The sequence below is a fragment of the Caulobacter sp. NIBR1757 genome (assembly GCF_027912495.1).
Lineage (GTDB): Bacteria > Pseudomonadota > Alphaproteobacteria > Caulobacterales > Caulobacteraceae > Caulobacter.
This window is the reverse complement of record NZ_CP115463.1, coordinates 3753992-3767785: the sequence shown is the minus strand read 5'-3', so window position 1 is coordinate 3767785 and position 13794 is coordinate 3753992. Positions and strand designations below refer to the sequence as shown.

Annotated in this window: 4 protein-coding genes; 1 reads left to right on the top strand and 3 read right to left on the bottom strand. The window is 69.5% G+C overall.

What is annotated here, in order from left to right; translation table 11 throughout:
- Window positions 1–161 precede the first annotated feature (161 nt).
- On the top strand, window positions 162–857 hold the full coding sequence (locus tag O5I81_RS18195; RefSeq protein WP_271066276.1) for a TetR/AcrR family transcriptional regulator: 696 nt from the start codon (window positions 162–164) through the stop codon (window positions 855–857).
- Here O5I81_RS18195 and O5I81_RS18190 read toward each other — a convergent pair.
- From O5I81_RS18190 to O5I81_RS18180, 3 genes are all read right to left on the bottom strand, one after another.
- The gene (locus O5I81_RS18190; protein WP_271066275.1) at window positions 852–2297 is read right to left on the bottom strand and encodes an AMP-binding protein; all 1446 of its coding nucleotides are present in this window, start codon (window positions 2295–2297) and stop codon (window positions 852–854) included. The two genes, O5I81_RS18195 and O5I81_RS18190, sit on opposite strands and share 6 nt — an antisense overlap.
- A 156-nt stretch (window positions 2298–2453) precedes the next feature.
- Window positions 2454–6695: a hypothetical protein gene (locus tag O5I81_RS18185; protein ID WP_271066274.1), complete on the bottom strand. Its 4242-nt coding sequence runs from the start codon at window positions 6693–6695 to the stop codon at window positions 2454–2456.
- Window positions 6696–6704: 9 nt separating this feature from the next.
- Window positions 6705–13577 carry a hypothetical protein gene (locus tag O5I81_RS18180; RefSeq protein WP_271066273.1) on the bottom strand — a complete coding sequence of 2291 codons (6873 nt, stop codon included), beginning with the start codon at window positions 13575–13577 and terminating at the stop codon, window positions 6705–6707.
- Window positions 13578–13794: the final 217 nt, after the last annotated feature.

The window sequence follows — 13794 nt, the reverse complement described above, 5'->3', positions numbered from 1 at the left end:
CATTTAGCGCTAAGTAAATGGATGCCGTCAAGTTCATTTAGTCGGGGCTAAATCAATTGGCCTGGCGTCCTTGACCCGATGGGGGCGCTGCCCCATCGTCGGGGCTTCCGGACGGCCAGGTGAGGCCGCCCGCCGGCGTGGACTCAGGAAGGTCGATGGGGATGGCAGCAGCGCCAAAGGGCGAACGGCGCAAGCGCGCCGACCAGCGCGCCGCCACCGAGAAGCTGATCCTCGACACGGCCGAGGACCTGTTTTCGCAACGCGGCTACTTCGGGGTGACCATCAAGGACGTCGCCGACGCCATGGGCATCCACCCGGCGCTGATCCACTACTATCACGATGGCAAGAAGGCCCTGTTCGACGCCGTCTTCGGCCGCCGGGTCGACTATGCGGTGACGGTGCGGACCGCCGGGCTCGACGCCTACGAGGCCGAGGCCGGCGATCATCCGACGGTCGAGGGGGCGCTGCGCGCCTATTACGACGGCGCCTTCGACGTCTACATCAACGGCGAGGAGGGCTGGAGCAACTTCGGCCGCATCTTCGCCCAGGTGAACAATGCCCCCGGCTACGGCGCCGAGAAGATGGACCTCTATTTCGATCCCCTGGTCCTGCGCCTCATCGGCCTGTTGCAGAAGGCCCTGCCGGACGCCAACCCGGAGGATCTGTTCTGGAGCTTCCAGTTCACCTCGGGCGCCTACACCCTGATCCTGTCGCGCACCGGCCGGATCGACCGGCTGTCCAACAACCTCTGCGCCTCGGACGATTTCGAGGCCGTCCGCGACCGGTTCGTCACCTTCATGGCCGCCGGCCTCGAAGCCCTCTACAACCGCCGCAAGGCGCAGCCCGCCGGCTCATAGCCGCGCCTGGCGCAGCGCCGCGCGCCGCACCTTGCCGGCCTCGTCGCGCAGGGGTTCGCTGGTGAACTCGATGCTCTTGGGCAATTTGAACCGCGCCAGCTGGCCGGCGACGAAATCCAGCAACTCGGCCTCCGCCAGCGCCGCGCCCTCCACCGGCTGGACGATGGCGTGCACGCTGGCGCCCCATTCCTCGTCCGGCAGCCCGATCACGGCGCTGCCCTGGACGGCCGGGTGGGCATCGAGCGCCGCCTCGACCTCGGCCGGATAGATGTTGGCGCCGCCCGAGATGATCAGGTCGTTGCGGCGGTCGGAAAGGTAGAGATAGCCCTCCGCATCGACCGAGCCGAGGTCGCCCATCGTCTCCCAGTCACCAAAGCGCTTCGAGGCGCTGCCGAGGTAGTGGTAGGTCGATCCCGGGCCGGCCTCGGGCCGGAAATAGACCTCTCCGACCTCGCCGATGGGCCGGTCGTTCCCCGCCTCGTCGAGGATCTTCATCTCGTAGCCGGGCCGCACCTGTCCGACCGAGCCGCGGTGGGCCAGCCAGTCCGTGCCGGAGATGATCGTCGAGCCGATGCCCTCGGTCGTGCCGTAGTATTCCCAGACCCGCTCGCCGCCCAGCCAGTCGATCCAGGCCTGCTTGAGCCAGGGCGCGCAGGGGGCGGCCATGTGCAGCATCATCCGCAGGCTGGGCAGGGTGAAGCCCGACAGGACCTCGGGCCCCAGCTGCCAGATGCGGTGCATCATGGTCGGCACCATGGTCACCCAGTTGACCCCATGCGCCTCGATGAGCTGCAGGGCGCGCAGGGCGTCGAACCTGCCCATCTCGACGATGGTCGCCCCGACGAACATCCCCATGCTGATGCAGTGGAACGGAGCGTTGTGATAGAGCGGCCCCGGGTTGAGGATCACGTCGCCCGGCCGCTGCAGCAGGAATCCGTCCCGCGGATCCCACCGCGCCGGCATGGCGTCGACGATCACCTTCGGCCGGCCGGTCGATCCGCCGCTGGTCATCGCCTTCCAGTGCGGCGAGACGACCTCCGGCAGCGACTCGGCCGAATAGCCGTCGGGCGCCTCGTCCGTCAGAATTTGAATCCCGGGTATGGCCGCCGCCGCGCCGACGAACAGCCTCGGGCGCACGATCCCGAGGATCGCCTCCATCTCCGGCCGCGGCAGCTTGGCCGACACGATGTTCGGCGTCGCGCCCAGTTTCCAGAGCGCGAAGACGGTCTCGTAGAATTCCAGGCCGTTGGGCAGGGCGACGGTGACGAAGTCGCCTTGGCCGACGCCCCGCGCCGCGATCAGCCGGGCCCGCTGGTTGGTCCGCGCGTCGAGCTCAGCGTAGCTGACGGTGATGTCGCCCAGAACCAGAGCGGCGCGGCCGGGTGAGCGGCGCGCATGGTGGGCCAGGATCGAACCGAGAGCGACAGGCTGAGCCGACATGGAAAAACGCCTCCCGGCTTCGGAACCGTTGCCGAAGCGCGAGTTTCATTAACTTAGCACTAAATGAATGAAAAGACGTTTTGGGCGACGATCGCCGGACGGCCCCCTCCGATCGGGGTTGCCGGACGCGTTTGATCGAGACGGGAAGCGCAAACGTCATGCGGCCTCGACCTTGACCAGCGGACCCACGGCCACGATCCGTTCGAGGACGTCAGGGTCGGGCGCGGCGCGTCCGGACCCGACCTCGGGATCGGGCGCGGCGCCGAACCAGCGCTCCGTCGCATCGAGAAGGCTTGTCGGAAGATCCGCGTCCGGCGCCTCGGTCGTCCGGACGGTCTGGACCTCCAGCAGCCGCACGTAGGCAGGCGTGATGTCGTCGTCGAGGTCGAAGCGGATCGCGCCATCGATGATCTGGGCGCGGACGACCTGACTGGCGCGGATGACCTCGTCGCCCGTCACATCCCGCACCGTCGCCAGGGCGATGGCCCATAGTCCTTGGGCCAGGTGCGGCGCTCCGGACGGGGTCAGGTCGGTTACCCGATCGGTCAGACGCGCGAGTCGGGCCGCGGCGGCCTCGGCGGCGACCGGGTGGAGTATTCTGTCGATGGCGTTGCCGCTCAGGGTCACGCGGCCGCCCTGCTGTCGGCACTGGAACAGCACCTGTTCGTCGATCACCGCGGCCACGTCAGGCAGGAAGTGCACCCAGACCGGCGCCGACCAGGGCGAGGTCAGTCGTTCCTGTTCCGCGGGCGTCACGCCGGGCATCGGGCTGGCGAACGTGGTGCGCGCCCGGATTCGCGCCATGGTGTCCGGCTTCACCTCTTGCTGGCCAATGATCGGGTCGAGCAGCGCGATGCTGAAGGGGATGCGCGGAGAGGCCGAGAACGGCTCCAGGGTCTGGCCCAGGATGACTCCCCGGCTGAGGACCCAGGTCGACGGCTCGACACCGGTCATCCAAGGGTCGGCATCTCCCGTCAGAATCGGATCGGGACCGATTGAGTGCGCCGTCGTCGCGGGCGTGATCAGCCGTTCGGCCAGAACCTCCACTTCCAGCAATTCGGCAAGGCCGGCGCCATCCCGCGTGTCGAACATTGGCTGGTCGAGATAGAGGCCGATGCCGCCCGCCATGCCGGCGCCGCCGCCGACCCGGCCGAAGGTTGGCGCGGCGAGGGCCAGGCGCGGCGTCGGCAGGGGGTCGCGCCGGCTTAGCGCCAGGGTCACGCCGCGCCAACGCCCGAGGTCCGTGTCGCCAAGCTGCGCCACGATCCGCAACAGGCCGGGGTCGGCGCCCGCGCCCTGGCGGAGCGGCGCATAGCGGCTGATCGCCTCGGCGCGGATCCTCAGATAGTCGCCGCCCTGATTGGGCCGTTGCTCGAGGGTCAGGAGCTGGGCCTTGTGGCCGGCGGTGGCCCTCGCCGTGGTCGTGATCCCGGCCGAACCGCGCCGCCCCATCATGGTGGTCTCGAAGGCGACGAAGCGGCCGTCGCGGCCGGCGCCGGGCGGCTCGGCAAGGCCAAAGCTCAGCCCGCCGAAATCGCTCAGAGGCCACACCGGGCCGCCGTCCCAGGTCCACCGTTGGTGGGTGGCCTCGATCGATCCGATATAGTCGAACGCTGACGGAGAGGGGCGGGCGGCCAACGCCACGCCGGTCTGCGTCAGGTCGAGCGCGCGCCAGAGATCGTCGGCCGAGGGCAGGTGGGCTTCGAGCGGAAGGGCTTCGAACACCAGGGCGGAGCGGCCGAAGACGACCAGGCCGTGTTCCGTGACCACGGGCGTGTCGGCGGCGAAGCGCACATCGTCGCCGCCGGCGAAGAAGGCCGGGTCGCAGGCGGTCAAGGCTTCGACGACGAAGCGGGTGGCCGGCGGGCTGTTGATGGTGACGGTTCGGCCGGCCACCGTCATGGTCAGGTCGGGATGACCCTGTCCTGTCTCGACGACGACCCTGACCGCGGCGCCGGAGGTCAGGACGATTGGCTGCGACGCCTTCGACACCAGGCCGGTCGGGGTAATCTCACTGAGCCGGACGATGACGCCGCCGCGGCCGGTCGCGGCCCCGCCCGGGCCGCCGACCACGGCCGGGTCGTCCATGTCGCTGACGGCCGGCGCGGTGGCCGGCGCCGCGCCGGTGAAGTCGCTGTCACGGGCTGTCCAGTAGCGCCAGACCGCCGCGTTCTGGACCGTGTCTGGCCGGCTGTCGCCGAGCGCGAGGGCCGGTGGGCGGATGTCGAAGGCAAGCTGGGCCGGGGTCAGCGACATCATCTTGTCGGCGCCAACCGGGTCGAGGAACAGGGTCGCCAGCCCATCCAGTCGCCGGCGCTGCGCCGCGGCGTCGGCGCCGGTCCACAGGGCCGCGTACTCCCGCCAGAGCGGCGGAACGGCATGATCCCGGGGGCCGCCAAGCTGCAGGGGACTGTCGGTCTCGCCGGCCGGCAGCAGCCGAGGCGCGCCGGGCTTCAGGGAGCGCCGGAACCTGATATCCCTCCGCCAGTCCGTGTCGCCGAGAATTTGGGCGTCCGGGGCGTAGGTGAAGGGGTCGGCCGGCGCGCAGAAGCCCCGTGGCAGGATGCCGCCCGGCGCCTGATAGCCTATGGCCACCCGATAGTCGCGGCCGTAGGCCAGGTCCGGATAGGGGCCGCCATCGGCAAGATAGTCCAGCGTCAGGGCCGGCGTCGGCGGAACCTCGACCTCCTGGTCGGGGCCGCTCACCGGCGGGGGCTTGTCGGCGCTGGTCAACGGGATCAACGGCCGACCGTGGTAGTTGGCCAGCGCATGGCGGCTCTCCGCCGCGCCGCCCGACTGCCAGGACATCTCGAAGGCCACCGGCAATGGCGTCGGCCCGTCCTGAAGATCGATCCTGGCCGCGCCGGCGGACAGGGTGCTTCGGCCACGGGTGACCAACGCCCAGTCGCCCTCATGGAGAAGGCCGTCGGCGATCCAGGTCGGCTGCACGGCCATGAGGAAGCCGTCGAGCTGGGTATGCAGATCCGGCAGGCCGGCCGGCGGCTTGTGGAAGACGCTGTCGACGCGGACCGCCAGGCCTTCCTGGGCGCCCTGATCGACGTCCTGGCGTCCGCCGAACAGGTCGCTCTTCAACGCGGCCGCCATAGCTTCGAAGGCGCCCGGAAAGTCACCGGGTCGCAGGCCCAGGACGGCTCTGGCCGCGTCCGGGAAGATGACGCCGAACTGGGTCTGCAGTTCGGTCCAGTCATCAACCGCATTGTTGGCGACAGCGGCGACCAGGGCCGGCAGCAGCTGGTCGCGGGCCAGCCGGTCAGGCAACAGACCATGCAGAATGGGTGAGATGTTCGAGATCTGGCGCAGCCAGCTTTCGGCTGCCGCCCGGATGACTTTCTGGGCCGGGGTCATGGCCGTGGGCAGGGTCTCGGCCAGCCCCTGGCTCAGCGGCTCCACCGCGGAAGCCGAGGCGTAGCGAAGGCGCAACTCGCTGGGATCCATGGGGCCGTCGGCGCCCTGGTCCTTCGTGAGCGCGGCAAGGATCTCATCTCTGATCCGAGGCAGGCGGCCCGCAAGGTCCGCCGCCCAGCGGTCCGCCATCTGCATGTCGGGTGGCGCGCCGTCCTGGCTCAGCAGGGGCGCCAGGATGGTCGCGTCGCCCAGTGGCGCGAGCAGCCGCTCGAGGCCGACTTTCAGATGATTTGCCGCCGCCGCGACCGTCACGGCTTCCGCCTCGGCCAGATCGGCCAGGCGGGGCGCCGGGTTCAGCGCCGCACCAAGGCGCCCCGGCAGGTCGGCCAGCCAGTTGGCCAGGCTGCCGTCGTCCACCGACTTCACCAGCCGGCCAAGCGGCTCGATGAGACCGATCAACTGGTTGCTCAGGGCGGCGCGATTCCACACCTCCGGCTGGGCCACGCAACGGAACCGCACGCCGTTCTCATGTCTCTGACCGATCGTGTAGCTGTCGGCTCCGATCTTGATCGTCCGGATGATCAGGTCTTCCTGCGACATGTCCTCGCACTCGCGGACGTCGGTCAGCTTCAAGCCTTGCGAAACCAGGGGGTGGAGCCGTCCGAGCTGAGCCAGGATGGCGAGCCAGTAGGGGTCGGACTGGTCGGCGTCGGCCGGCGGAGCCTTCAGGAGATCTTGCCTGTCCTCCTTCAGGATGTCGGCCAGCACCGAGGTGATGGCGTCGGCCAGGCCAATCGGCGCCGCTACGCCGGCGCCGGCGTCGGGCCGGGTGTTGTCCCAGGTGACGTCCCAAAGCCATGGGCTCAGAAGCGGGGTAAGCCGGCCCGCGTGGTCGCCGGTGGTCTCCCCGGCCTGGAGGCTTGTAAGCTCGACGTTGAGAATACGCCCGAGCAGCTTGCGCGGCTGGTTCCACGGCCCGACGTCGGCCAGGAGCGCCTCAACGTAGACCGTGATGTCGATGTCCGGGTTCATGCCCTGCGCCTAGAGCCGGTAGTTGATGGGAGAGGAGAAGGACTGGGTGTAGAAGCGGCTGATCCGCACCGAGACCGAGACGTGGCCCCGGCCGACGACCCGGCTGCCCTCGTAGGTGAGCGCCAGGCGCATCCCCAGGCCGATGGTGACGAAGCCCCAGGCGGTTACCGAGCCGGAGATGACGATCACCGCGATGATCGACAGCTTGGCCCCGGCCTTGTTCGAGACGTAGCTGGCCTCGAAACCGAGATAGACCTGCACATGGCCGCGCAGCGGTCCGAAGCTGAAGCCCGTGCCGGCGCAGGCGCCGATGCTGAGCCGCAGGGCCAGCTCGGTCTGGCGGGAGGACGGGCGGTGCGTGGCCTCGGCCTCCAGGTATCCGCCGCCGCCGAGCCAACCGAGGATGAAGGCGAAGGGCGCGTCCCGGCGGCCGAAATAGGCAAAGGCGCGGATTTCGAATTCGGAGCGCTGCACAAGGTCCAGATGGACGCCGAGGCTGGCGTTGAGCACGGTCAGCGCCCCGACGCCGAACGTGGTCGGCGGCAGGTCGTATCGCGATTTCAGACCGGCCGGCCGCCCGGTCGCCTCGTCGATGATCATCTCGATCTTCAGCGGCCGGTCGCCGCTGTTGAAGGCCGCCAGAGCGTCGGTGAACAGCTTGAGCAGGCGGTCGAACTCGATCTTCTCGGGCCGGATGTCAAAGCTGAGGCCGGCGCTGTCGTCGTAGCCGATGACCGCGTCGCGAATCCGCACCACCTTGATGCCGCCGATTTCCAGAACCCAGTCGGAGGTGACGCTGGCCTTGACGCTGCGCGCCTCGCGGCCGGACAGGCTGCGCTCGTAGCGTGACCGGCCCTGCAGGCGCATCTTCTCCGCTGTGAGGGCGAAGGCATCCTGTCGGAAAAGGTCCTGCGTCTCCGGGCCGAAGCTGATGTCGGCCTGCAGCCAGGCGGTGTTGCGCGCCGCGTCGAAGTCATGGGTGACGCGGACGCCGCTGGCCAGGCGGCTGTCGAACTTCAGGTTCGGCAGCATGTCCTTGAGACCGGCGAAGTCCTTGAGGACTTCACTGGCCTTCATCTGGACGCTTGAGAGAATCTCTCCGCGAATCTTGTCGAAAGCCGCGTGCGCCGGCGCCAGCAGCGTCTCTTCGATAGCCAGGGTCGGCAGGGTAAGACCGACGCCCTTGAGCGCCCGGTCAGCCTGATCGACCAGGGCGGTCACCGGGGTGACCAGGATGCGCTTGGCCTCCTGGTCGAAATAGTAGGCGATGCGGTCGCGGTTGAAGGCCAGCTGTTCGACGATCGGCGGGGCGCCCGCCGCCCGGAGCAGGTTGAGCGCCACGGCCTCGCCGAGACTCGCCGCCTGCGCCGGACCGACGGCGGCTTCCAGCCGCTTCAGCATCCGCCCGTCGATGGCGTCCTCGACCCCCTGGCGCAGGAGATTGAGGGAGACGCCAAAGGCGCGGCCGGCGGCCGCGAGCTCCGTGAGGAGGGTGGGAACGTCCGTCAGGGCTTCGAGTCGGGCCTTTATCGCGGCGACCGCCGCGTTGGCGTCGGCCAGAATTTCGCTCAGGTAGGCGTCCGCCTGGAGCAGCGGCTTGCAGATCGCCTCCGCCGCGGATTTCAGCTCACTGACAGCCAGGCCTCCGTTCTCGCGCAGCAGCTTGAAGGCGGCCTTGACGCTATCGATGTCGGCCTTCGGATAGTCGGGCCTGGCGGCCTCGAGCTGGGTGCGAATGGCCGAAAGCTGTTCGATGGCGATATCGAGCTGCGCCTCGATGGTTCCGGCCATGGAAAGTGAGAGATCATAGACGCCTCTGACAACCTCATCGAGGGGAGCCTCAACGGCGCTCGCCAGAGTCTGGACGATGCGCTTGGCCTCGACTCCAACCCCGGCGGCCATGGCCTTAAGCGTCTTCAGCTCGCCATCGACTTTCTTCAGCGCCGTGATGGCGTCGCCCAGAACCTTGACGATCTCGGCGCGCGTGGCGTCGATCTCGGTTTGCGCGGCGGCCAACGCCTTGTCGGCCAGGGCATCGAGCGCGAACGTCAGCCCGCCCAGCCGGGTGTCGAGGGCGCGGGCCGCTTTCAGCGCCGCGTCGCTGGCCGAGGAGAGGGCCTTGAGCGCGGCGTCGAAATGACTGACGCCGCCGGGAACCGCCTTGGCGATGGCTTCACGCCGCGCCGCGATCTCGCCGAGCAGACCGGCGATCAGGCCATCGAGCCGGTCGGTTTGCGCGCGCAGCTGGCCGCGCAGGGATTCGGCGGTGTCGATCCCCCGCCGGCGCAACGGATCGACGGTTTCGGCGAGGTCTGGGCCCGAACTGGCGACCTGAGACTTCAACGCCTCGATGTCGGTGATCCAGGCTTCCAGGTCTGTCACCCTGGACGCCAGCGCGGTGGCCGCTTTCCCCAGGTCGTCGGCGGCCTGCTCGCCCGACGCCTTGAGGTCGGCGACGGCGGCGCGGGCGTCGGAGATGGCCGGCGACAGCTGACCCCTCAGCGCCTGGTTGATCGGCTTGAAGGTCTTCAGGCGGGCGATCAACGCCTCGAGCGGGGCGATCGAGACCCTGCCGTCCTTCCAGGACTTCTCGGTGGGAAGCAGGGCCTCCAGCGCATCGAGGCGGGTCAGGAATTCGCCGAGGCGCCGTTCGGGCTCATGCGCCCAGGCGCAGAGTTCGCGCGCCTTGAAGTCGATGCCCCGGCCCGCCAGCGCCGTCTTGTCGGGCAGCTTGTCGGCCAGAGCGTCGAAGGCCTTCCTTGCGGCCGCCTTCACCGCGGCCGGGGTCCCGCCGGCGGCCGCGATCCGCAGCAGTTGGTCGACGTCCCCGGATGCCTCGGCGAGGTTGGCGTAGGTCTTCGCGACCAAGGCCTGATCGGGAGCGCTATCGGGCTTGCCCGGCGCCGCCCGGAGCAGGGTGACGGTGCGGATGTCGGCGAGGGTCGGGCTGGCGTTGCGGCCGTGCGAGACGTTGACCAGAGGACCGGCCTCGAGCGTCAGCGTGTAATCTTCCAACCCATAGGGCAGGGCGTCGGCGGGCGGCAGCATCACGCCCGGTCCGGCGTTGGACCGGAAATCCGGCTTGCCGAGCGGGCGGTCGATGGGGGTGACGATCGGCCGGTCGATCATGTCCAGTCGATAGACGTAAGGCCAGGCTTCCGGGTCGCGGTCGGGATCGACCCAGCCATCCCCGCTTCTGACCGAGGTGATGGTGTAGAAGCGGAGCTTCTGCGGATCGGCCACGCGCCGGGCCGGGGGCTCGGGATCCGTCAGCTTGGGGTCGCTGGCGATCAGGGCCTCGACGATCGGCCGGTCGTAGACGTGCAGCGGAAAGTTCAGCCGCCTGAGCTCGTCTTCCGACTTCCAGAGCGGCAGGGCGTATCCCTCGAAGCGCGGATCGTCGATCGGCGTCGCCCACGAGCCATGGACGGGAATTCGGATCGTGCGGAAGCGCGCGCCCAGGAACCAGCCGGCGCTCATCGCCGTCGCCCCGACGCGGTCCGGATAGGTCCGCAAGGGCTGCAGCAGCTCGATGTATTCCTCGGCCTTGCGGACGATCGGTCGCCCGACATGCGGATCCTGCTCACCGGCGAACTGATCGCTCGGCAGCACGCCGCGCCGATAGACGATGACGTGCTTGGCGGGATGGTGAAGGCCGGCGATGCGGCCGATCCGCTCGAACCGGGCCTCGTGGGTGCGGCCCATCTGGAGGTCGGCGGAGATTCGGGTCAGGTCGTTGTTGAAGCGCGAACGGGGCCGGGTCCAGGCTCCCAGGGCCGACATCTGCAGGCCATCGATGGAGCCGCGCCCGCCGGCCGCGTCGCGCAGCAGCGCGCGGACCAGTCCCACCTGCTCGAAGCCGGCCAGGGCGCCGCCGATGACGCCACCCTTGTCGGCGTCGGTCCAGACGTCGTCATCGGACGGGCCCTGGTCATGTTCGGCGTCATGCAGCGAGGCCTTGATCGAACGGCCATGATGGGCGCCGTCCGCCTTGAGCCGCAGGCGAAATTCGACGTCGTCGACCACCGGCCGGGCCAACGGGTCGTCTTCCGGCCGCAGGTCAAGCACGGCCAGCCGACGGTCCCAGGTCGCCTTCGCCTGGGTCCAGTCGTCCCGCCGGCGGCCCGCCGGGCCGGATGGCTCCGGCGGCTCGCCGCGCCAGGCCGCCATTTCCGCCAGACGCATGCCCTTGATCGCCTTGCGGCTGGCGCGCAGTCCGTAGAGAGCCTCCATTCGCTCGATGCGGGTCAGCCGCGCCCCGGGCAGATCGGCGCTTGCATCGCCCATCACCTGGCCGATGTTCCAGGGCGCCACCGGATTGCGTTCGCGCTCCTCGCTCTCGATGTCGACGACCGTGGCGGGGGTCAGCCGCGCCGGAACCCGCGCGTCGGGCTTGACCTGGTCTGGTGGAAGATGGTGGTCGGCAGCGCCGTCGGCCCGGCGTTCCCAGGCCTCGGCGACCCCTTGCGGGGGCAGGCTGAGACGGCTGGTGGGTGTCTCGCGATCCGACCATGCGAGGCGCCAGAGCGATTCCGTCGAATCCCAGGTGGCGAGGACCGACGTCTGCGCCGTCGCGCCCGAGAGCTTGGCGGCCTCGACGCGGGCGACAAGCATGGGGGCGGGATCGATCACCGTCACGGCCACGCGGCCGGCCCCGCCCGCCGTGCCCTTGTGGTTCAGGCTGAACAGGGTCCGGCGCAGGCGCTGGAGCTGGTCGCGGCGATCGACGCCGTTGAGCACGGCCTTCTCGACAAGCGGGCCGGCCGCCCAGAGCATTGGCTGGCGGGAGGGGTCGGCCATGCCGGCGTCGATGCCTCCCACCGTGGCCGACTCGACCGCGATCGCCAGAGGTCGGTCCATGTCGCCGACCGCGTAGGCGAGCGGATCGTCGTTGGCTTCGATGTCGATCTGGAAGGGCTTGTTCAATGCGGCCAGGCCGCCAATCGCCAGGTCCAGGCCGCCGACCGCCATCCGCGACTGGCCGGCGCCGCGGATCGTCTGGCTGACGGTCAGCCGATGAGGCGCACGAAGCGTCCAGGTCGGGCCACCGACATCAAAGATCAGGCCGCTGTTGGCCCCGGCCGGATCGGTCAAGCCGATGGTGAACCGGGCCTCCTGCTCAAGCCGCAGCGCCTTGCCATAATGGTCGCGCAAGGCCGGGAGTTCCAGGCCGGCCGCGCCCAGGGTCGATGCCACGGTGGCGAGCGGTTCGGGGGCCTCGGTATAGAAATAGTCCTGGCTCTCCGAGGCGCTGTCCTTGGGCGCGCAGCCGTCGGCCAAGGTCGCCGACGCGAAGATTTCCGCGCGGATGACGAAGTCCGCGTCCCAGGCCGGCTGGACCTGCCCGGCGGTCAGCCAGGCCTTCGCCGCCCAGCGATCCGGCCGCCAGGCCTCCTGGCAGGTGAGGCGCACGACCCACCGGCCGCCGTGCTTCTTTTCCCGGGCGCTCGGTGCGGCGCCCAGGAAGTCTGGCAGCAGGGACAGTGATCGGCGGCTGCCGAGGTCGCGGCTCAGGGCGCGGAGCGGCGTGGCCACCTTTCGCGACCACAGATCAAGGACATGGGCGTCGGTCAGCCCCTCGACGGAGATCTCATAGGCCGCGACCCGCGGGTCGGCGGCGGCCCCGGACGGTCGTCTGACCCGGATCATCGCCGGCGTCGGCTCTCCGCCCCCCGGCGCTTGAAGCGACAGCCAGCGCCGCCATTCCAGATCGCCGCCCACCTGCCGGGTGTGCAGATAGTGCTGCGGAACCGCGAGGCTCCTTTGCGCCGCCTCCCGGTCCGGCGGCGTGGTGGCCGCGGGCGTGAGGCCAAGCACTTCCAGAACGGCCAGCCTGGGGGCGAAGGCCTCCTTGGGGGCCTTGGCATGCTCGCTGAACAGGGCCGTAAGCACCGGCCGGTCGCCGCCGCTGATCGGGAACCTGGACATCTGCCGCAGGTTGGTCGCGAGCGTGCGGGCCTGATTTCCGGCCTTGTCGGAATGCGCCCACCAGAGGCCGTCGGCCATGGCCGTCGCCTTGTCCAGGCGGTCCGTCTCGAACGGCGACCAGTGACGGGCCGGGGAATTCCGGCCATCGACCGCCCCGATCGCCGCCAGGACGCCAACCGCGGATGCATTGGAGGCAAAGGCCTCGAGGTGCGGCGCCGCGTTCCTGGCGGCGCAGGCGAAGACTCCCGCCAGATAGGGAGCCCGGCGAAAGGCGCCGTCCCGAAGTTCGGCGGCGCTGGCGGCGTCCTGCAGCAGCACCTTGCTGATCTCGTCCGGCGACTGATCGTTGCCGTTCGCCGCCACCTGCCTGAGCAGACCGCCGGCCAGCGCCCCCACTTCCGCGGCCCCTCCGCCACCGGTCATGTCGCCGATAACGGGGGCTCGCAGCGGAAACCGGAACATCAGCCACTGCGGAAACTCCGCCTGGCTCAGTTGCGTCAGGCGCACCATGCTGAAGGGGGCGGCGACGGTTTGGCTCAGGCGGTCATGAGCCCGGCGGCCATGGCCGTTGACGTCGGCGACATCGGCCTGAAACGGCAGCCGCCTGGCGTAGGCGGCGGGTTCGATGATCGACTGAGGAATGACGGGCGCGCCGAAGTCCGGAATGCCGGCCACGTCGCCATCCCTGTGGAAGAGAAAGCGCGTCACGCCGATGATGGTGATGGCTTCGACAGACTGTGTGGCGTCGAAGGGCCCCTCGCTGGCCGGCGTCAGGAAAGCCGAGCTGGCGTGGTCATAGATGCGAAGCCGCTTGTCTGTGTGCGGCGGAATGGCCTGGAAGCAGACATCGTACTGTCGCGGCGTCGCCGTTGGCGAGAACTGGCCCGCTTGAATCTCTCCGACCTGGGCGGGGACCACCGACCAGATGCTCAAGAACGGCTTTGGGTCTGCCATGGCGCGTCACCTCCAAGGATCGCGCGGTATCGACCGCATCAATCCGGTGTCGATCGTCCCGATCGGGCGACGGTGAAGGATGGCGCGCTGGGAAGGCTCGCGCCGTGACGCGCATCACGGCCTCGGGCCATTGGCGCGGAAGGGCCGGGCGGCCATCAACAGATCTCCGTCGCGCCGTCCAGGGAGCCGACGAAAACCTGAGTAGGCATTCCGCCTT

Coding starts and splice junctions, on each gene's coding strand:
- O5I81_RS18195 (WP_271066276.1), top strand. CDS start 162: ATGGCAGCAGCGCCAAAGGGCGAACGGCGCAAGCGCGCCGACCAGCGC.
- O5I81_RS18190 (WP_271066275.1), bottom strand. CDS start 2,297: ATGTCGGCTCAGCCTGTCGCTCTCGGTTCGATCCTGGCCCACCATGCG.
- O5I81_RS18185 (WP_271066274.1), bottom strand. CDS start 6,695: ATGAACCCGGACATCGACATCACGGTCTACGTTGAGGCGCTCCTGGCC.
- O5I81_RS18180 (WP_271066273.1), bottom strand. CDS start 13,577: ATGGCAGACCCAAAGCCGTTCTTGAGCATCTGGTCGGTGGTCCCCGCC.